Source organism: Amycolatopsis sp. NPDC058278, from assembly GCF_042881395.1.
In the GTDB taxonomy this organism is placed as follows: Bacteria; Actinomycetota; Actinomycetes; order Mycobacteriales; family Pseudonocardiaceae; genus Amycolatopsis.
This window is the reverse complement of record NZ_JBHVXZ010000117.1, coordinates 1-18,888: the sequence shown is the minus strand read 5'-3', so window position 1 is coordinate 18,888 and position 18,888 is coordinate 1. Positions and strand designations below refer to the sequence as shown.

The 18,888-nt window shown below is 72.2% G+C and carries 19 protein-coding genes; 2 read left to right on the top strand and 17 right to left on the bottom strand.

What is annotated here, in order from left to right:
* Nucleotides 1-153: 153 nt before the first annotated feature.
* The 8 genes from mihF to pyrR all read right to left on the bottom strand — a co-directional run bounded on the left by mihF (nt 154) and on the right by pyrR (nt 9,200).
* Nucleotides 154-471 (bottom strand): integration host factor, actinobacterial type, encoded by a 318-nt coding sequence (mihF, locus tag ACFVYA_RS39665; protein WP_003096398.1) that lies wholly within the window; start codon nt 469-471, stop codon nt 154-156.
* A 107-nt stretch (nt 472-578) separates the two neighbouring features.
* Nucleotides 579-1,427 (bottom strand): orotidine-5'-phosphate decarboxylase, encoded by an 849-nt coding sequence (gene pyrF / locus ACFVYA_RS39660; RefSeq protein ID WP_387052400.1) that lies wholly within the window; start codon nt 1,425-1,427, stop codon nt 579-581.
* The gene (gene carB / locus ACFVYA_RS39655) at nt 1,424-4,753 is read right to left on the bottom strand and encodes a carbamoyl-phosphate synthase large subunit (RefSeq protein ID WP_387052398.1); all 3,330 of its coding nucleotides are present in this window, start codon (nt 4,751-4,753) and stop codon (nt 1,424-1,426) included. The genes pyrF and carB overlap by 4 nt, the downstream gene beginning before the upstream one ends.
* Nucleotides 4,753-5,910 carry a glutamine-hydrolyzing carbamoyl-phosphate synthase small subunit gene (gene carA / locus ACFVYA_RS39650; protein WP_387052396.1) on the bottom strand — a complete coding sequence of 386 codons (1,158 nt, stop codon included), beginning with the start codon at nt 5,908-5,910 and terminating at the stop codon, nt 4,753-4,755. The genes carB and carA overlap by 1 nt, the downstream gene beginning before the upstream one ends.
* The gene (locus ACFVYA_RS39645) at nt 5,871-6,365 is read right to left on the bottom strand and encodes a transporter (RefSeq protein WP_387052394.1); all 495 of its coding nucleotides are present in this window, start codon (nt 6,363-6,365) and stop codon (nt 5,871-5,873) included. Before ACFVYA_RS39645 ends, carA begins: the two co-directional genes overlap by 40 nt.
* Entirely contained in the window at nt 6,365-7,651 is a 1,287-nt protein-coding gene (locus tag ACFVYA_RS39640; protein WP_387052392.1) for a dihydroorotase, read from the bottom strand. Before ACFVYA_RS39640 ends, ACFVYA_RS39645 begins: the two co-directional genes overlap by 1 nt.
* A complete protein-coding gene (locus ACFVYA_RS39635) occupies nt 7,648-8,595 on the bottom strand; it encodes an aspartate carbamoyltransferase catalytic subunit (RefSeq protein WP_387052390.1) in 948 nt (315 codons plus the stop codon). The genes ACFVYA_RS39640 and ACFVYA_RS39635 overlap by 4 nt, the downstream gene beginning before the upstream one ends.
* Nucleotides 8,592-9,200, bottom strand: coding sequence for a bifunctional pyr operon transcriptional regulator/uracil phosphoribosyltransferase PyrR (pyrR, locus tag ACFVYA_RS39630; protein WP_285990000.1), 609 nt, complete (start codon nt 9,198-9,200; stop codon nt 8,592-8,594). Before pyrR ends, ACFVYA_RS39635 begins: the two co-directional genes overlap by 4 nt.
* 248 nt (nt 9,201-9,448) lie before the next feature.
* Between pyrR and ACFVYA_RS39625 the strand changes: the two genes are divergently transcribed.
* Complete coding sequence (locus tag ACFVYA_RS39625; protein ID WP_003096372.1) at nt 9,449-9,937, top strand: transcriptional regulator; 489 nt, start codon at nt 9,449-9,451, stop codon at nt 9,935-9,937.
* A 106-nt stretch (nt 9,938-10,043) separates the two neighbouring features.
* On the opposite strand, the gene nusB is transcribed toward ACFVYA_RS39625, so the two are convergent.
* Genes nusB through ACFVYA_RS39610 form a run of 3 tightly spaced genes read right to left on the bottom strand, consistent with a single transcriptional unit; the run spans nt 10,044 to nt 12,196 of the window.
* Entirely contained in the window at nt 10,044-10,499 is a 456-nt protein-coding gene (gene nusB, locus ACFVYA_RS39620; protein WP_360183475.1) for a transcription antitermination factor NusB, read from the bottom strand.
* Nucleotides 10,499-11,062 (bottom strand): elongation factor P, encoded by a 564-nt coding sequence (gene efp, locus ACFVYA_RS39615; RefSeq protein ID WP_360183477.1) that lies wholly within the window; start codon nt 11,060-11,062, stop codon nt 10,499-10,501. Before efp ends, nusB begins: the two co-directional genes overlap by 1 nt.
* 45 nt (nt 11,063-11,107) lie before the next feature.
* A complete protein-coding gene (locus tag ACFVYA_RS39610) occupies nt 11,108-12,196 on the bottom strand; it encodes a M24 family metallopeptidase (protein WP_387052387.1) in 1,089 nt (362 codons plus the stop codon).
* Between the two features lie 68 nt (nt 12,197-12,264).
* On the opposite strand from ACFVYA_RS39610, the gene ACFVYA_RS39605 reads away from it, so the two are divergent.
* Nucleotides 12,265-12,684, top strand: coding sequence for a B-4DMT family transporter (locus ACFVYA_RS39605; protein WP_285989996.1), 420 nt, complete (start codon nt 12,265-12,267; stop codon nt 12,682-12,684).
* Between the two features lie 43 nt (nt 12,685-12,727).
* Here the strand turns inward: ACFVYA_RS39605 and ACFVYA_RS39600 are convergent, their stop codons facing one another.
* The 6 genes from ACFVYA_RS39600 to aroC form a co-directional block, all read right to left on the bottom strand.
* Nucleotides 12,728-14,206 carry a beta-xylosidase gene (locus ACFVYA_RS39600; protein WP_387052418.1) on the bottom strand — a complete coding sequence of 493 codons (1,479 nt, stop codon included), beginning with the start codon at nt 14,204-14,206 and terminating at the stop codon, nt 12,728-12,730.
* A 145-nt stretch (nt 14,207-14,351) separates the two neighbouring features.
* Nucleotides 14,352-15,260, bottom strand: a complete 909-nt coding sequence (locus tag ACFVYA_RS39595) for a GNAT family N-acetyltransferase (protein ID WP_285989995.1) — start codon at nt 15,258-15,260, stop codon at nt 14,352-14,354.
* Nucleotides 15,257-15,688, bottom strand: a complete 432-nt coding sequence (aroQ, locus tag ACFVYA_RS39590) for a type II 3-dehydroquinate dehydratase (protein ID WP_285989994.1) — start codon at nt 15,686-15,688, stop codon at nt 15,257-15,259. Before aroQ ends, ACFVYA_RS39595 begins: the two co-directional genes overlap by 4 nt.
* The gene (gene aroB / locus ACFVYA_RS39585) at nt 15,685-16,794 is read right to left on the bottom strand and encodes a 3-dehydroquinate synthase (protein ID WP_387052384.1); all 1,110 of its coding nucleotides are present in this window, start codon (nt 16,792-16,794) and stop codon (nt 15,685-15,687) included. The genes aroQ and aroB overlap by 4 nt, the downstream gene beginning before the upstream one ends.
* A 7-nt stretch (nt 16,795-16,801) precedes the next feature.
* Nucleotides 16,802-17,326 carry a shikimate kinase gene (locus ACFVYA_RS39580; RefSeq protein WP_387052382.1) on the bottom strand — a complete coding sequence of 175 codons (525 nt, stop codon included), beginning with the start codon at nt 17,324-17,326 and terminating at the stop codon, nt 16,802-16,804.
* Nucleotides 17,323-18,510: a chorismate synthase gene (gene aroC / locus ACFVYA_RS39575; protein WP_285989991.1), complete on the bottom strand. Its 1,188-nt coding sequence runs from the start codon at nt 18,508-18,510 to the stop codon at nt 17,323-17,325. The genes ACFVYA_RS39580 and aroC overlap by 4 nt, the downstream gene beginning before the upstream one ends.
* Nucleotides 18,511-18,888 lie beyond the last annotated feature (378 nt).

Below are 18,888 nucleotides of genomic sequence, written 5' to 3'. Positions count from 1 at the left end.
GCCCCTGTGTCCGCCCCCCCCCCCCCCCGCCCGGACGCCCCACCCCCCCGCCCCCGCTTCGGGGGGTGGGGGGGGGGGGGGGGGCCTGCCCGCTCCCGCCCCCCCCACCGCGGTCGGCGCCCCGGCTCACCGGGTAGTCACGACCGGCGCCGTTCACTCGCCGCTGAACTCGGCCAGCAGCGCCTTGCGCTGCCGGTCGCCGAGGCCGCGAAGGCGACGGCTGGGGGCGATCTCCAGTCGTTCCATGGTCTGCTGCGCGCGGACCTTGCCGACGCCCGGGAGGGCCTCGAGCAGAGCCGAAACCTTCATCTTGCCGAGGACTTCGTTCTCCTCGGCCTGCTTCAGCACGTCGACCAGAGTGGTACCGCCCCGCTTCAGCCGCTCCTTCAGCTCAGCACGGATGCGGCGAGCGGCGGCGGCCTTCTCCAGCGCCGCAGCGCGCTGTTCCTCTGTCAGCTGGGGAAGTGCCACGTTTTCCTCCGGTAGTTCTCAAAACTGGGTGGGTGACGCGACGGTACCCACCCGTGAGCACCGGCCACAATGCGGGGGTGCCTGGTGGGGGCCCGTTCCGGCCCCTGCTATTGGCCGTTTTCCTGCGGGTCGGCCAGCACTTCGGCGACCCGTTCGACCGCTTGGCGCAAAGCCGCTTGCTCCGGACCGTGCTTCAGGATGTCCCGGGACGACGCGGGCAGCACGCCCGGCAGGGACGCACCGAACAGGGCCCGCAAATCGGCCACAGTGGCTCCCTGGGCCCCGAAACCGGGTGCCAGCACCGGACCGTTCAACCGCGAAAGATCCAGCTCTCCCGGCGGAACGGTGGCCCCGACCACGACACCCACATCGCCGAGCGGTTCCGCGCCTGCGTTGAGTGCCGCGGCCGAGTCGACGATCGCCTGCGCGACCGTGCGCCCGTCGGGCAGCTTCGCGTTCTGCACCTCGCCCGCTTCCGGGTTCGAAGTCCGGGCAAGCACGAAGATGCCGCGTCCCGCCGAGACGGCCGTTTCGGCGCATTGGGCCAAAGAGCCGAAGCCGAGGTACGGCGAAACGGTGATCGCGTCGGCGGCGATCGCCGCACCCTCGGCGACGTACGCGGCGGTGTAGGCACCCATCGTGGACCCGATGTCGCCGCGTTTGACGTCCAAGAGCACCAGCGCCCCGGCGTCGCGGGCGGTCTCGACGACCCGCCCCAGCACCCGGACGCCGGCCGCTCCGAAACTTTCGAAGAACGCCGACTGCGGCTTCACGACGGCCGCGTGCGCCGCCAGGACCTCCGTGGCGGACAGCGCGAACCGTTCCAGGCCCGAGACGTCCACCGGGAGCCCCCAGGCCTCGATCAGGCCCGGGTGGGGGTCGATCCCGGCGCACAGCGGGCCGCGGGCCGCGACGGCCTTGGCCAGCCGCGCCCCGAACCGCTCCCGCCCGCTCACGACTTCGCCTTCAGCGCCGCCTGCAGCTCCTGCAGGGACTTGACCCCGATGTCGCCCCGGATCAGCGCTTCGATGCCGTGCACGGCCGCCGCGGCGCCCTGCACGGTCGTCACGCACGGGATGTCCCGCGACACCGCGGCGGTGCGGATTTCGTAGCCGTCGACGCGCGGACCGCTGTTCCCGTACGGGGTGTTGATCACCATGTCGACGTCGCCGTTCAGGATGACGTCCACGATGTTCGGCTCGGCCTCGGTCGAACCTTCGTAGTGCTTGCGCACGACCGTGCACGGGATCCCGTTGCGCCGCAGCACTTCCGCGGTACCGGAGGTGGCGAGGATCTCGAACCCGAGGTCCGCCAGCCGCTTCACCGGGAACACCAGCGAGCGCTTGTCGCGGTTGGCCACCGAGACGAACACGCGCCCGGACGTCGGCAGTGAGCCGTACGCGCCGCTCTGCGACTTCGCGAACGCCTTGCCGAAGTCGACGTCGACGCCCATCACCTCGCCGGTGGACTTCATCTCCGGGCCCAGCAATGAATCCACGCCGTGCCCTTCAGGGGTGCGGAAGCGGTGGAAGGGCAGCACGGCTTCCTTCACCGCGACCGGCGAATCGGCCGGCATCCGGCCGCCGTCGCCTTCGGCCGGCAGGACCCCGCTCCCGCGCAGGTCCTTGATCGTCGAGCCGGTCATGATCAGCGCGGCGGCCTTGGCCAGCGGCACCGCCGTCGCCTTGGACACGAACGGCACCGTCCGCGACGCGCGCGGGTTGGCCTCCAGGACGTACAGGACGTCGTCCTTGAGCGCGTACTGGACGTTCAGGAGCCCGCGCACGCCCACCCCGCGGGCGATCGCCTCGGTGGAGCGGCGGACCGCCTGCAGGTCGGTGTGGCCGAGCGTGATCGGCGGCAGCGCGCACGAGGAGTCGCCGGAGTGGATGCCGGCTTCCTCGATGTGCTCCATGACACCGCCGAGGTAGAGCTCCTCGCCGTCGAACAGCGCGTCGACGTCGATTTCGATGGCGTCGTCGAGGAAGCGGTCCACCAGCACCGGGTGCTCGGGCGTGATCTCCGTGGCGCGGCTGATGTAGCCGGCCAGGGTCTCCTCGTCGTAGACGATCTCCATGCCGCGTCCGCCGAGCACGTAGGACGGCCGGACCAGCACCGGGTAGCCGATCTCGTCGGCGATCCGCTTGGCGCCTTCGAACGACGTCGCCGTGCCGTAGCGCGGCGCGGGCAGCCCGGCGTCGGTGAGCACCTCGCCGAACGCGCCGCGGTCCTCGGCCAGGTGGATGGCCTCCGGCGGCGTCCCGACCACGGGGACACCGGCGTCGGCGAGCCGCTTCGCCAGGCCCAGCGGGGTCTGGCCGCCGAGCTGGACGATGACGCCGGCGACCGTGCCGGACGCCTGCTCGGCGTGCACGACCTCGAGGACGTCCTCGAAGGACAGCGGCTCGAAGTACAGCCGGTCGGACGTGTCGTAGTCGGTGGACACGGTTTCCGGGTTGCAGTTGACCATCACGGCCTCGAACCCGGCCTCCCGCAACGCGATCGCCGCGTGCACGCAGGAGTAGTCGAACTCGATGCCCTGCCCGATCCGGTTCGGGCCGCTGCCGAGGATGAGCACCTTCGGCTTCTCCGACTGGACGGCCACTTCGGACTGGGCCTCGGGGTCGGACTCGTAGGCGGAGTAGTGGTACGGCGTCTTGGCGGCGAACTCGGCCGCGCAGGTGTCGACGGTCTTGAACACCGGCCGCACGCCGAGGCGGTGGCGGAGGGTGCGGACGCCGTCCTCGCCGGCCAGTTCCGGCCGCAGCGCGGCGATCTGGCGGTCCGAGAGACCCGTGCGCTTGGCGCGGCGCAGCAGTTCGCCGTCGAGCACGGGCGCGTCGCGGACTTCGGCGCCGACCTCGCCGATGTAGGCGATCTGGTCGATGAACCACGGGTCGATGCCACTCGCTTCGTGGACCTGCTCGACGGTGGCCCCGAGCCGCAGCGCCCGCTCCACTTCGTACAGCCGGCCTTCGTGCGGCGTGCGCAGCTCGTCCAAAGTGGACTCCAGCGTCGCGCCGTCGGGGTCGGGCAGCGTCCAGAACCCGGTCGCCTTGGTCTCGATCGACCGCATCACCTTGCCGAGCGCCTCGGGGAAGCTGCGGCCGAACGACATCGCCTCGCCGACGCTCTTCATCGTCGTGGTCAGCGTCGGGTCCGCGCCGGGGAACTTCTCGAAGGCGAACCGCGGCATCTTCACGACGACGTAGTCCAAAGTGGGCTCGAACGCCGCCGGCGTCTCGCCGGTGATGTCGTTCTGGATCTCGTCGAGGGTGTAGCCGATGGCGAGCTTCGCGGCGATCTTGGCGATCGGGAAGCCGGTGGCCTTCGACGCCAGCGCGGAAGACCTCGACACGCGCGGGTTCATCTCGATGACGACCATCCGGCCGTCGCGCGGGTTGATCGCGAACTGGATGTTGCAGCCACCGGTGTCGACGCCGACTTCGCGCAGCACGGCGATGCCGACGTCCCGCATCACCTGGTACTCGCGGTCGGTGAGGGTCATCGTCGGCGCGACGGTGACCGAGTCGCCGGTGTGCACGCCCATCGCGTCGATGTTCTCGATCGAGCAGACGACCACGACGTTGTCGTGCTTGTCGCGCATCAGCTCGAGCTCGTACTCCTTCCAGCCGAGCACGCTCTCCTCGATGAGCACCTCGGTGACCGGAGACTCGGCGAGCCCGGTGGAGGCGAGCCGCTCGAGGTCCTCGGGCGTGTGCGCCATGCCGGAGCCGAGCCCGCCCATGGTGAAGGACGGCCGGATCACGACCGGCAGGCCGAGCTCCTTGACGGTGTCGCGGACCTCGTCCATGTCGTGGCAGACGCGGCTGCGCGGGACGTCGGCGCCGATGGTGCGCACGATGTCCTTGAACTTCTGCCGGTCCTCACCGCGCTGGATGGCGTCGATGTCGGCACCGATCAGCTCGACGCCGTACTTGTCGAGCACCCCCCGCTCGTGCAGCGCGACGGCGCAGTTCAGCGCGGTCTGCCCGCCGAGGGTCGCCAGCAGCGCATCGACGGGGTACCCGCGTTCACTCTCGGCGGCGATGACCTTCTCCACGAAGTCCGGCGTCACCGGCTCGATGTAGGTGGCATCGGCGAACTCGGGGTCGGTCATGATGGTCGCCGGGTTCGAGTTCACCAGCGACACGCGCAGCCCCTCGCTGCGCAGCACCCGGCAGGCCTGGGTACCGGAGTAGTCGAACTCCGCGGCCTGCCCGATCACGATCGGCCCGGAGCCGATCACCAGCACGTGCTGGATGTCCGTCCTCTTCGGCATCAGGCCTTCTTCTCCATGAGCGAAACGAAATCGTCGAACAGCGGCGCCGCGTCGTGCGGGCCGGCTGCGGCTTCGGGGTGGTACTGGACCGAGAACGCCGGGACGTCCAGCGCCCGGACGCCCTCGACCGTGTCGTCGTTGGGGCAGTAGTGGCTGATCTGCGCCGCGCCGAACGGGGACTCGAAACGCTGTCCCGGCTCGCCTTCCAACGCGAACCCGTGGTTCTGCGCGGTGATCGCCACGGACCGGGTCGCCACGTCGATCACCGGGATGTTGATGCCGCGGTGGCCGTAGCGCATCTTGTACGTCCCCAGGCCGAGCGCGCGGCCCAGGACCTGGTTGCCGAAGCAGATGCCGAACAGCGGGATCTCGCGGCCCAGGACCTGCTTGGTCAGCTCGGTGGCGTGCGTCGTCGTGGCCGGGTCGCCGGGCCCGTTCGACAGGAACACCCCGTCCGGCTCGATCGCCAGCAGGTCGTCCAGCGACGAAGTCGACGGCAGCACGTGCACCTCGATGCCGCGCTTGACCATCTGGCGCGGGGTGTTGGACTTGATGCCCAGGTCCAGCGCCGCCACCCGGAAGCGGACTTCGCCGGACGGCGAGACCACGTACGGCTGGGGCGTCGAAACCTGGCCCGCCAGGTCGGCACCTTCCATCTTCGGGCTCTCCAGCACCGAAGCGACCATGTCGTCGACGGTGCCGAGCGCGTCACCGGAGAACACGCCGGCACGCATCGCGCCGAGCTCGCGCAGGTGGCGGGTCAGCGAGCGGGTGTCGACCTCGGCGATGCCGACGATGCCCTGACGCACCAGTTCCTCGTCCAACGTCCGGCGAGAGCGCCAGTTGGACGGCGTGCGGGCGGGGTCGCGCACCACGTAACCGTTGACCCAGATCTTCGAGGACTCGTCGTCCTCGTCGTTCCAGCCGGTGTTGCCGATCTGCGGCGCGGTCTGCACCACGATCTGCCCGTGGTAGGACGGGTCGGTCAGCGTCTCCTGGTACCCGGTCATGCCGGTGCAGAACACCGCCTCGCCGAGGGTTCGCCCCTGCGCGCCGTAGGCAGCGCCGCGGAACACCCGGCCGTCTTCGAGCACCAGTGCGGCCTGAGCGCGCGCGTTCACTGGGCACCTCCCTTGATCTTGAGCTGTTCGATCCATTGTGGATAGTCGTCGAGGTCGTCGCCGCGGAAGCCGGTGTCGAGTTCGGTTTCACCGAGCCGCCAGGTGACGACCAGCAGCGCCTCGGTGCCCATCACCTTCCCGGCGATCTTCTTGTCCCGCCGGACACCGGTGATGGCATCGCGCGGGATCCAGAAGTCGGGCGCTCCCCCGCGCTCGACGGCGACACCGCCGTCGTGCAGGCGCCAGACCGCGCCGGTGCGCAGCCCCGCGCCGCGGGTGACGATCCGGTTCTGCCACTCCCCCGCGATCGTCGTCGCCAGGTAGACGCCGGTGGACTCCAGCAGCACCTCGCCGGCATCCGAGGGGATCGCGGGGAACGGCGGCACCTGGGCGCTCTGCGAGCGGGACTTGCGCCGCCAGCCCACGTACATGCCCCAGAGGCAGAGCAGGAAGAAGGCGACGATCGCCAGCACGAGCCAGAAGCGCTCCATCAGCAGATCTTCCCGTCCCGCGCGGTGATCCGCCCGCGCAGCAGCGTCGCGGTCACCACGCCGGGCAGCCGCATTCCCTCGTACGGGGTGTTGGCCGCGATGCTGGCCAGCTCCGCGCCGCGGACGGTCCACTCGGCATCCGGGTCGACGAGCGTCAGGTTCGCCGGCTCCCCCACGGCGATCGGCCGGCCCTGGTCGGCCAGGTTGCCGATCTCGGCGGGCCGCTCGCTCATGACGCGGGCGACGCCGCGCCAGTCCAGCAGGCCGGTGCGGACCATCGTCTCGGCCACGATGGACAGCGCCGTCTGCAGCCCGAGCATGCCCGGCCGGGCCGCGCTCCACTCGGTGTCCTTGTCCTGCACGGCGTGCGGCGCGTGGTCGGTGGCGACGCAGTCGATGACGCCCTCGGCCAGCGCGGCCCGGAGCCGCGCGGTGTCCGACTGAGTGCGCAGCGGCGGGTTCACCTTGTTCACCGGGTCGTAGGTGGCCAGGCGCTCGTCGGTGAGCAGCAGGTGGTGCGGCGTGACCTCGGCCGTCACCTTCGTGCCGCGCCCCTTGGCCCAGGCCAGCACGTCCGCGGTGCCCGTGGTGGAGACGTGGCAGACGTGCAGCCGCGCGTTGGCGTGCAGCGCCAGCAGGCAGTCGCGGGCCACGATGGACTCTTCCGCCGCGGCGGGCCAGCCGGTGTAGCCGAGCCGGGACGCGCGCTCGCCCTCGTGGGCCTGGGCGCCGACGGTCAGCCGCGGCTCCTCCGCGTGCTGAGCGATGACGACGTCGAGCGCGGTCGAGTACTCCAGCGCCCGGCGCATGAGCAGCGGGTCGGCGACGCAGAGGCCGTCGTCGGAGAACACCTTCACCCGCGCCTGCGACGCCGCCATCGTGCCCAGCTCGGCGAGCTTCTCGCCCTTGAGCCCGACGGTGACCGCGCCGACCGGGTGGACGTCGACCAGGCCTACCTCCTGCCCGCGCCGCCAGACGTGCTCGACGATCACGGCGTTGTCGGCGACCGGGTCGGTGTTGGCCATGGCGAACACCGCGGTGTACCCGCCGAGCGCCGCCGCGGCCGAGCCGGTGTCGATCGTCTCGGTGTCCTCGCGGCCGGGTTCGCGCAGGTGGGTGTGCAGGTCGACGAACCCGGGGAGCAGCACCTGCCCGCCCGCGTCGATCACTTCGGCGTCTTCGGGAACGTCGACGGCGCCGATCGCGGTGATCACGCCGTCTTCGACCAGGACGTCGACCGGGTCGCCTTCGCCGTAGGGGCGGGCGCCCTGGATCACGGTGCTCACGCGGCGGCTCCTTCGCTGGCCAGAAGGTGGTAGAGGACCGCCATGCGGACGTGCACGCCGTTGCGGACCTGTTCGGTGATGGCCGAGGCCGGGGAGTCGGCGACCGCGCTCGCGATCTCCATCCCGCGCAGCATCGGGCCGGGGTGCAGGACGACCGCGTGGTCCGGCAGCAGCTTCTGCCGCCGTTCCGAGAGGCCGTAGGAGATCGAGTACTCGCGTGCGCTCGGGAAGAAGCTCTGCCCTGGGCCCCCGCCAGTCATCCGTTCCGCCTGGACCCGCAGCATCATCACCGCGTCGACCGCGGGCAGCTCGGCGTCCAGGTCGTGCGAAACGGTCACCGGAAGGCTTTCCACGCCGTAAGGCAGCAACGTCGGCGGCGCGACGAGCACGACTTCGGCGCCCAGGGCCGAGAGCAGGTGGATGTTCGAGCGGGCGACCCGGCTGTGCAGGACGTCCCCGACGATGGCGATCCGGCGGTCCTTCAGCGACCCGAGCCGCTCGCGCAGGGTCGCCGCGTCGAGCAGCGCCTGCGTCGGGTGCTCGTGGGTGCCGTCGCCGGCGTTGACCACGGACGTGCCGGGTTCGGCCAGCCACTCCGAGAGCCGCTGGGCGGCGCCGCTGGCGGGGTGGCGGACGATCACGCAGTCGGCGCCCGCCGCGGCCAGCGTCAGCGCGGTGTCGCGAAGGGACTCCCCCTTGTTGACCGAGGAGCTGGACGCGGAGACGTTGATCACGTCCGCGCTCATCCACTTGCCGGCGATCTCGAACGACACCCGGGTGCGGGTCGAGTTCTCGTAGAACAGGGTGATCACCGTGCGGCCGCGCAGCGTCGGCAGCTTCTTGACCTCGCGGCCGAGCAGCGTGTGCTTCAGCTCGTCGGCGGTGTCGAGCACGGCCGTGGCCAGCGCCGGGTCCAGGCCGTCGGTGGCGAGCAGGTGTTTCACGAGTCCTCTCCAGCAGCAGTGTCGGCCTTGGAAGGGCGCAGCAGGACCGCGTCCCGGCCGTCGATCTCGGCCAGCAGGACGGACACGCCCTCGGTGCGGGCGGTCGGGACGTTCTTGCCCACGTAGTCGGCGCGGATCGGCAGCTCGCGGTGACCGCGGTCGACCAGCACGGCCAGCTGGACCGCGCGGGGGCGGCCGTGATCACGCAGGGCATCGAGCGCGGCCCGGATCGTCCGGCCGGAGAAGAGGACGTCGTCGACCAAGATCACGACGCGGTCGTCGATGCCGTCGGTGGGCAGCTGCGTCTGTTCGAGCGCGCGCGGCGGGCGGCGGCGGAGGTCGTCCCGGTAGAGGGTGACGTCGAGGGCGCCGGTGGGCGGGCGGACCCCGGAGAACTCGCCGATCTTGTCGGCCAGGCGGACCGCGAGCGGCGTGCCCCGGGACGGGATGCCGAGCAACACGGGCGGGGTAGTGCTCTCCGCACCGTTCGCGGTCTTTTCGATGACCTGATGGGCCATTCGGGCGATCGTGCGCGCGACATCGCCGGCCGTCAGGAGCTCGCGCTCCCCGGCCGAACCAGCCGCGTCACGCGGGCGTGACGACAAACCGGACTCCTTCCCCGCCTCACCGGACGGGTCCTTAAAGGACGTCTGTTCCCCTGCTGGTCGGGGCTTTCCCACCGACAGTAGCAGGCACTTTGCTCAGTCTTCCGGGTGGTGTGGCGTGATTCGCGGCAAGCTTCTGCTTGACCTGGTGACAACAATGCGTAACCATTACTCTGAGTATTCGACTCAGCGAGTCCCCCGGCCCGGTCACCCCGACCGGGAGGGGGTGAAGAACGGAGAACGACCAGATGGGCGATTACGCCAAGGCGCTCGGGGCCAAGCTCCGCGGGATCCGCCAGCAGCAGGGCCTGTCCCTGCACGGGGTCGAGCAGAAGTCCGGTGGGCGCTGGAAGGCCGTCGTCGTCGGCTCGTACGAGCGTGGCGACCGCGCCGTCACCGTCCAGAAGCTGGCCGAGCTGGCCGACTTCTACGGTGTGCCGGTGGTCGAGCTGCTGCCCGAGGGCCGGGTCCCCTCCGGTGCCGAGCCCGCCACCAAGATCGTGATCAACCTGGAGCGCCTGCAGCAGCTGCCGGCCGAAAAGGTGGGCCCGCTGGCCCGCTACGCGGCGACGATCCAGAGCCAGCGCGGCGACTACAACGGCAAGGTGCTCTCGATCCGCACCGAGGACCTGCGGTCCCTGGCGATCATCTACGACATGACCCCGGGCGAGCTGACCGAGCAGCTCATCGACTGGGGCGTCCTGCCGCCGGAGGCGCGTCCTTCCAAGGAGGACTGATCCCCTCGTGTGCTGTACCGACGCAGTGAGCGTCCCTCGGTGGGGCACCGGAGACGCTCACTGATTCGTCGGGGGGCCCGCAGCACCCGGATGTTGTTCTTCTTCGTCAGAGCACGGCGCGCAGGCGGTCGGCGATCGTGCCGATCCGGCCCAGGACGCCGTTGACGAACCGCGGCGAGTCGTCCGTGGACAGTTCCTTCGCCAGGCCGACGGCCTCGTCGATCGCGACCGGGTCCGGCACGTCCTCGGCCCAGAGCAGCTCGTAGACCCCGACCCGCAGCACCGCGAGGTCGACCTTCGGCATCCGGTCCAGGGTCCAGCCCTGCGCGTGCTCGGCCAGCAGCTCGTCGATCTGCGTCTTCCGGGCGGTCACGCCCTCGACCAGGCTGATCGTGTAGTCCCCGATCGGGTCGACCTCGGTCGCGCCGACCCGGTCGGCCAGCAGCGTCACCGCGTCGGTGTCGCGCTGCACGGCCTCGTACAGCATCTCCACCGCGCGCCGGCGGGCCTGCCGGCGGCTGATCGCGCCGCCGCGGTTCGGGTGGGGTTTCGACGTCGGCATCAGCTGGAGACGCGGCCCAGGTAACGGCCGTCGCGGGTGTCGACCTTGATCTTCTCGCCGGTGGACAGGAACAGCGGGACCTGGATCTCCGCGCCGGTCTCCAGCGTCGCCGGCTTGGTGCCGCCGGTGGAACGGTCGCCCTGCAGGCCCGGGTCGGTGTGCTGGATGACGATCTCGACCGAGGTCGGGAGCTCGATGTAGAGCGCCTCGTTCTCGTGGACCGCGACCTGGACCTCGGTGTTCTCGAGCATGTAGTTGGCGTTGTCGCCGACGACCGAGGCCAGCACGGTGATCTGGTCGTAGGTGTCGCCGTCCATGAACACGAAGTCCTGGCCGTCCTTGTACAGGTAGGTCATGTTCCGGCGGTCCACCGTGGCCGTCTCGACCTTCGTGCCCGCGTTGAACGTCTTGTCGACCACCTTGCCGGTCAGCACGTGCTTGAGCGTCGTGCGCACGAAGGCGCCGCCCTTGCCCGGCTTGACGTGCTGGAACGCGGTGACGGTCCACAGCTGGCCCTCGAGGTTGAGGACGAGCCCGTTCTTCAGGTCGTTGGTCGTGGCCACGAGCTTGCAGTCTCCTGTGTCGAATCTTCGGGTTCGGGGCCGCTGTCAGACGACCACGAGGTTCTTGGTGCTCAGGGTGAGGAGTTCGGGCTCCCCCGCCCGCACGACGAGCGTGTCCTCGATGCGCACGCCACCGCGCCCCGCCAGGTACACGCCGGGCTCGACGGTGACCGCCATACCGGCGGCCAGTGTACCGACGCCCGTCGCGGCGAAGCTGGGCGCCTCGTGGATCTGCAGGCCGACGCCGTGCCCGAGGCCGTGCGCGAAGTGCTCGCCGTGGCCCGCGTCCGCGATCACCGTCCGGGCGGCGGCGTCCACATCGGACACCTCGGTGCCCGGCACGACGGCGGCGACCCCGGCCGCCTGGGCGGCGTGCACGAGGTCGTACACCTCCCGCTGCCAGTCCGCGGGCTCGCCGAGGACGAAGGTGCGCGTCATGTCGGAGTGGTAGCCGTCGACGGTGGCGCCGAAGTCCAGCTTGACGAAGTCGCCGCGCTCGAGCTCGGCGTGCGTCGGCTGGTGGTGCGGGATGGCGGAGTGCGCGCCGGCGGCGACGATGGAGGCGAAGCTGGGTGCCGAAGAGCCGTGCTCCAGCATCCGGTTCTCCAGGTCACGGGCGATTTCCAGCTCCGTCCGCCCGGGCCGCAGCCCCCCGGCGGCGACCAGGTCGTCCAGCGCCCGGTCGGCGGCGGCGCACGCCTGGCGCAGCGCTTCGACCTCGGCTTCGTCCTTGACTTCGCGCAGCTGCTCGACGAGGCCGGGCGTCCGCTTCAGGGGCACCCGCTCCCGGAGCGCTTCGTAGCTCTCGACGCTGACGTGCTGGCTCTCGAACCCGAGCCGCCCGTAGGTCTTGGTGTCCCCGGCGGCTCGGGCCACGAGGGCGGCGGCACTGGCCCGGTCGACGACGGTCTCGAGATCGGGCACCTCGGCGGCCGACTGGGTGGTGTAGCGGCCGTCGGTGCAGAAGAGCGTCTTGTCGTCGCCGCCGGCGTGCAGGAGAACGGCGGCGTTCGAGCCGGTGAACCCGGTCAGGTAACGGATGTTCAGCAGATCGGTGACCAGCAGCGCATCGACACCGGCTCCGGTCAGGAGCCCGCGCAGCGCCGCCCGGCGTCGTCCATGGGTTTCAGGCACCCGTCCACCCTAGTGCGCGTGCTTCCCGGGGGAAGCGACTCGCCAGTAGGCCGCCTACACTCCGCAGGATGAGCGCCTGGGTGATTCGCGGACTGGTGATGGCGGTGCTGCACGGAGTGGCCATCACGCTGCTGGCCAAGTACGCCGTCTACCACCCGACCGACCAGACGCTGGCGGTTTCCCTGGCCCTGGCGGTGCTGGTCGGGGCGGCGGCGTTGTGGAGCGCCCTGGACGCGTGGCGCGGCCTGCCCGACCGCGGGCGCGTGTGGTTCGTTTCCGCGCTGATCGCGGGACCGGTCGCGGGGATCCTGTACGTGATCGGCCGGGCGGTGTTCGTGGACCAGACGGGCGTGTCCGAGCTGGGCGGGGCATTGACGGGCGGGGCGGCGTTCTCGGCGCTGCTGGTGCTGATCCCGGCCGGGCTCGGGCTGTTCGTGGGCGGGCGGATCGGGCGGTCGCCGGAGTCGGGCGAGGAGCCGCAGGGGTAGCGATCCCGGCGGGCCGTCACCGCGTCCGGCAAGAATTCCGCGCTCACCCCACCAGCGATGACCCCGGCGGGTAGCCGTCCCACTGGGCCGTCGTCACCGGGTGGGCCACCGAGCCGTTGGCGTCCACCACACCCCCGTCGGGGATCGGCCAGCGGTGGCCGTCCAGCACGAAGGCCGCGCCGCGGTCCGGTGCCCGCACCGCCTCCGCGCCCGAGCGCAGCCGCGTCGCCAGCGGGAGCGTCGCCAGCGCCGCCGGTGTCCGGTCGAGGACCTCGCCGGCCAGCGCCGCCGCCACCGCGCGGCGGTCCACGCGGACCCGTGCGCCCGCCCGGACCAGGTCCATCGTCCGTTCCGGGGAGGGGGCCGTCACGCCGTCGAACGTCGCGGCCACCCGGCCGGGGTTCTCGCAGGCCCGGCTGCCCCGCAGCTCGAGCCCGAAGTGCCGCAGGTCGGTCGGGGCCGCGGCGCCGCCCAGCGAGGTCGCGCGCACCACGTCGAACGGCACCCGGTCGCACGGGTCGGCCGGCGCCAGCGGCGCGTGCCCGTCCGCGCGGCGCACCAGGCCCGGCCCCTCCTGCCACGGCCCGGGGATCAGCACGGGCCGGTACGGGTGCTCGGTGAAGTCCGCGGTCCAGAACGTCAGCGTCGTCCCGCCGTCGGTCTCGTGCGCGACGACGAACGCGGCGAGCGCGCCCACCCACATCAGGTCCGCGCTGAACCCGTCGACGATCGACCGGGCGCGCGGCGCCGAGGTCGACGCCACCGGCACGAACCCGCCGACGTCCAAGGCCTGCACGCCCGACCCGAACGCCGGGTCACGCGAGCGGAGCAGGAACTGCCCCGCGCCGTTGTCGCCCGTGGCGCGGCCGGTGGTGTCGGTGAACATCAGGTAGAACCAGCCGTCGAGGTAGACCACCGACGGCTGGCCCGCGCCGTAGACGTTCGCGCGGTGCACGTCGTGCGACGGCCCGAGGATCGGCCGCCCGCCGGCCGCGCGGGTCCAGTGGATCCCGTCGGCGCTGGTCGCGAGCCCGATCGAGTTGCCGAGCGCGTGGTCGCCGGCGGCGCCGGTGTAGTACAGGTAGTACGTCGAGCCGACGCGCAGCACGGACGGGTCGCAGGTGTGCATGCCGTCGAACTGCCCGGGCGCCCCGGAGAACACGGCGGCCGGGATCCCGCCGTCCGGTCCGGTGAACGGCCCGTCGGACGACGGCGCCTGCGCGTAGAGGATGTCGTCCCCGGCCGGCCCGGCACCGCCGTACTGGCTGCACCACCACATCCGGGTCTGCCCCCGGTCGAGCAGCACCGACGGTCCGTAGTTGTAGACGGCGTCGGCCCCACCGGCGGCGATGACTCCACCACTCTGCCGGGGGTCACCCGAAGGAAGATCGACGTCGGTGGGCCGCGGCGGCGAGGCGGTCTTCCCGCCCGCGACCGCCGGTTGCGCCCCGGCCGCCTGCGGCTGGGCGTACCCCTCGGTGCACCCCGCGAGCAGCAGCCCCGCCAGGACACTGGCGAACAGGGCACGAGCGGGTCGCCGACCCCCACGACGAAACGGGTGCACGACATCGGAGTGTAGCGAGGCGCCACCCGTCCGAGCGGCAGCGCTCCTGTTCGGAGGTCCTTCGATCGTGGCGACGGGCCGAGCCACGACCGCCCGGGCGGCGTCATCCGCCCGCGGGTGGCCCCTCGACCGCGACCAGTTCGACCTCGAACCCGGCTTCGTTCTCCAGGTACGCCGCGTAGTGGGCGGGGCCGCCCGCGTGGGGGTACCGGTCCGCGAACAGCGGCCGCCAGCCGTGGTCCGGCGCGCGGGCGGCCAGGTCGTCGACCTGCGCTCGCGTGCCCACGTGCAGGGCCAGGTGGTTCAAGCCCGGCCGGGTGCGCTCGTGGTCCGCCGCGCTCAGCGCCGGCGACGCCTCGACCACCAGGTACGTTCCGCCGAGCCGCCAGCTGACCCCCGCCGGCCAGCGCTGGAATTCGCGCCAGCCCAGCTCGCCGAGCAGCCAGCCCCAGCTGCGCTCGGCTCCGGCGAGGTCCGGCACCCACAGCTCGATGTGGTGCGGCCGCCCGTGGGCCGCCGGCAGCGCGACCAGCACGCGGTGCAGGTCGCCGTAGTGGACGCCGCTGCCGACGTCGAGGAAACCCAGGCGCCCGGCCACTTTCCGGCTCGCCGCGTTCCGCTCGTGGACCAGCGCCCACACCGCCGGGAGCCCGAGCGTGCCGAGCCCGTGGCCGAGCAGCGCGCGGGCGGCCTCGGTGGCCAGGCCCTGCCCGGCGTGCGCGCTCGCGACGTAATACCCCAGTTCCGGCACCCCGCCCGGCAGCTCCCACGAAGGACGCAGGTGCGCGACGCCGATCACCTCGCCGTCGCGCTCGATCACCCAGTGGCCCTGGCCGGCCGGGCCGCGGTAGGCCAGCCGGCGGTCCACCATCGCGCTCGCCACGGCCGGGTCGGAGAAGTCCGCGGCGAAGAAACGGCTCATCTCGGGGTCGGCGAACACCTTCAGGACGGCTTCGCGGTCGGCCTCGGTCAGCGGCCGCAGCGTCAGCCGCGGCGTCACCAGCAGGGTCATCCCGGGTGCGCGGCCAGCCAGCGCAGGGCGAGGGGGTAGCCGTCGACGCCGAGGCCCGCGATGACGGCCGTCGCGATGTCCGACAGCACGCTGTGGTGCCGGAACTCCTCCCGCTTGTGCACGTTCGAGATGTGCAGCTCGATCAGCGGCGCGGTCAGCTGCGCCGCGGCATCGCGCACCGCGATCGAGTAGTGCGTCCACGCGCCGGCGTTGAGGACCACCGGATGCCCGCCGTCGGCGGCCTCGTGCAGCCAGCCGACCAGCTCGCCCTCGTGGTCGGTCTGCCGGACCTCGACCTCGATCCCCAGCTCGTCCCCGGTCTTGACGCACAGCGCCGCCAGGTCGTCGTGCGTCGTCGAGCCGTAGACCGACGGCTCGCGCTTGCCGAGCCGGCCGAGGTTGGGGCCGTTGAACACGAACACCTTCACAGCAGCACGCTCCCGCTGTTGCCGGCCGGCTCCGCCGCGATCGCCGAGTAGGCGGCCGCGAGCAGCACCGGGTCCGGACCTTCGAGCCGGCCGGGCTTGGCGAGGTCGTCGAGGACGACGAACCGCAGCGCGCCGGAGCGGGTCTTCTTGTCGCCCTTCATGGTTTCCAGCAGCTGCGGCAGCGCGTCGGCGTCGTAGGTCGTCGGCAGGCCGAGCAGCTTCAGCACGGACGCGTGGCGCGCGGCCGTGGCGTCGTCGAGCCGCCCGGCCAGCCGCGCCAGCTCGGCGGCGAACACCAGGCCCACGCTGACCGCGGCGCCGTGGCGCCACCGGTACCGCTCGCGGCGCTCGATGGCGTGGCCGAGGGTGTGGCCGTAGTTGAGGATCTCGCGCAGGTCGGACTCGCGCAGGTCCGCGGCCACCACGTCGGCCTTGACCCGGATCGACCGGCGGACCAGCTCGGCCAGGACGTCACCGGCCGGGTCGAGCGCCGCGGCCGGGTCGGCCTCGATCAGCTCGAGGATCCGCGGGTCGGCGATGAAGCCGGTCTTGACGACCTCGGCCATCCCGGCGACGAGCTCGTTCGGCGGCAGCGTCTCCAGCGTCGCGAGGTCGACGAACACCGCGCTCGGCTCGTGGAACACCCCGACGAGGTTCTTGCCGGCCTCGGTGTTGATGCCGGTCTTGCCGCCGACCGAGGCGTCGACCATGCCGAGCAGCGTCGTCGGCACGTTGACCAGCCGGACCCCGCGCATCCACGTGCCCGCGACGAACCCGGCCAGGTCGGTGACCGCGCCGCCGCCCAGGCCGACCACGGCGCCGCGGCGGTCCAGCCCCATCCGGCCGAGCACCTCCCAGCAGAAGCCCGCGACGGTCAGCGCCTTGCCGTCCTCGGCGTCCGGGATCTCGACGCGGTGGGCCTCGAGGCCCGCCGCGGTGAGCTCGTCGCGGATGGCCTCGGCCGTGGCGGTCAGCGTGGGCGGGTGGATCAGCGCGATCTTCGAGGCGTCGGCCAGGTGCTCGGTGAGGTCGCCGAGCAGGCCGCGCCCGACCACGACGTCGTAGGGCTGGGCGGTGGCCACCGGGATGCGCACCGGATCAGACACGGGTGTTTCACTCCTTGGCTTCGGCGGGAGCGGCGAGCTCCGCCACGAGGTGCGCGACGATCTCGGGGGGCGTCCGGTCGTCGGTAACGATCTCGACGGTGGCGACCCCGCGGTAGACGGGCACCCGCTCGTCGAGCAGTTTCTTGAAGGTGGCGCGGGGGTTCACCCCGGCCAGCAGCGGCCGCGCACTCGACAAGCCGGTGCGTTGCACACCCGCGGCCAGGCCGACGTTGAGGAACACGACGGTGTGCTCGGCCAGCCGGGCCCGGGTGCCCGGGGTGAGCGGCGCGCCGCCGCCGAGGGAGAGCACGCCCGCGTGGTCCGCCAGCGCGGTGGCGACCGCTTCCTCTTCCAGCGCGCGGAAGGCGGGTTCCCCGTCTTCGGCGAAGATGTCGGAGATGCTGCGCCCGGCGCGCGCGACGATGTCGTCGTCGCTGTCGCGGAATTCGACGCCGAGCGCCTGGGCGAGCAGCGGGCCGATCGTGCTCTTGCCCGAGCCGGGCGGCCCGACGATCACCGCGCGCGGACTCACCACCGCTCCTCGAGGGCCTTGAGGTACGCCTCGGCGTTGCGCTTGCTCTCGGCGAGCGAGTCGCCGCCGAACTTCTCGAGCGCGGCGTCGGCGAGGACGAGCGCCACCACCGACTCCAGCACGACCCCGGCGCGGGGCACCGCGCAGACGTCCGACCGCTGGTGGATCGCGACCGCGGGCTCACCCGTCTTGACGTCTACTGTGGACAGTGCTTTGGGGACGGTCGAGATCGGCTTCATGGCCACGCGGACGCGCAGCGGCTCGCCGTTGGTGATGCCGCCTTCGAGGCCGCCCGCGCGGTTGGACCGGCGGGTGACGCCGACCGGGCCGGTGCCGCGGTCGATCTCGTCGTGGGCCTGGCTGCCCCAGCGGCGGGCGGTCGTGAAGCCGTCGCCGACCTCGACGCCCTTCATCGCCTGGACGCCCATCAGCGCGCCGGCCAGCCGCGCGTCGAGCCGGCGGTCCCAGTGGACGTGGGAGCCGAGGCCCGGCGGGAGACCGTAGGCGAGGACCTCGATCACGCCGCCGACGGTGTCGCCGGCCTTCCGCACGGCGTCCACCTCGGCGACCATCGCGTCGGTGCCTTCCCGGCTGAAGGCGCGCACCGGGCTCTCGTCGATGGCGGCCAGGTCGGCGGCGACGGGCAGCGGGCCTTCGGGCGCGTCCGCGCCGCCGATCGAAACGACGTGGCTGAGGATCTCGACGTCGAGCAGCTGCTTCAGGAAGTTGCGCGCGACGGTGCCGAGCGCGGTCCGCGACGCCGTCTCCCGGGCGCTGGCGCGCTCCAGGACGGGACGGGCCTCGTCGAAGCCGTACTTCTGCATGCCGGGCAGGTCCGCGTGGCCGGGGCGGGGCCGGGTGAGCGGTTCGTTGCGCGCGAGGCCTTCGAGGATCTGCGGGTCGACCGGGTCGGCCGCCATGACCTGCTCCCACTTGGGCCACTCGGCGTTCTCGATCTGCACCGCGACCGGGCCACCCTGGGTGCGGCCGTGACGGACGCCGCCGAGGAACTCGATGTGGTCGGTCTCGAAGCCCATCCGCGGGCTGCGGCCGAAGCCGAGGCGGCGCCGGGCCAGCTGCTCGGTGACGTCGGCGGTGGTGACGGCGACCCCGGCGGGCATGCCTTCGAGCACGGCGGCCAGCGCGGGTCCGTGCGATTCACCTGCGGTGATCCAGCGCAACATGGGCTCAATCCTGTCACGGGCGCGACGCGGGGCGGGACACACCTCCGGTCATCTCGCACCGGCGAGCGGGCACGCGGCGAAACCGCGGTGGCGGCGGTCACGCAGGGGCGGCCATGGCGGGCACCGGGGTACCTGGAGGGGTCGGCGCGCGCCACTGGAAAGTCGGCCCGCGTGACTGGAGGGTCGACTCGCGTGACTGGGAGGTCGACTCGCGTGATTCGGAGGTCAACTCACGTGATTGGGGCCGCAACTCGCGTGATTGGGGGCGGAACTCGCGTGATTGGGGGCGGGACTCGGGGGATCGGGAGGGGTCGAGGGGAGGGTGGTGGGGGGGGGGGGGGGGCCCCCCGCCCCCCGGCCGCCCCCCCCCCCCCCCCC

Excerpts from the sequence above, each read along its gene's own strand:
- ACFVYA_RS39645 (WP_387052394.1), bottom strand. The coding sequence starts at position 6,365 with ATGGAGCGCTTCTGGCTCGTGCTGGCGATCGTCGCCTTCTTCCTGCTC.
- ACFVYA_RS39595 (WP_285989995.1), bottom strand. The coding sequence starts at position 15,260 with ATGACCCTGCTGGTGACGCCGCGGCTGACGCTGCGGCCGCTGACCGAG.
- carB (WP_387052398.1), bottom strand. The coding sequence starts at position 4,753 with ATGCCGAAGAGGACGGACATCCAGCACGTGCTGGTGATCGGCTCCGGG.
- carA (WP_387052396.1), bottom strand. The coding sequence starts at position 5,910 with ATGGATCGAACAGCTCAAGATCAAGGGAGGTGCCCAGTGAACGCGCGC.
- ACFVYA_RS39605 (WP_285989996.1), top strand. The coding sequence starts at position 12,265 with ATGAGCGCCTGGGTGATTCGCGGACTGGTGATGGCGGTGCTGCACGGA.
- nusB (WP_360183475.1), bottom strand. The coding sequence starts at position 10,499 with ATGCCGACGTCGAAACCCCACCCGAACCGCGGCGGCGCGATCAGCCGC.
- aroC (WP_285989991.1), bottom strand. The coding sequence starts at position 18,510 with ATGTTGCGCTGGATCACCGCAGGTGAATCGCACGGACCCGCGCTGGCC.
- ACFVYA_RS39625 (WP_003096372.1), top strand. The coding sequence starts at position 9,449 with ATGGGCGATTACGCCAAGGCGCTCGGGGCCAAGCTCCGCGGGATCCGC.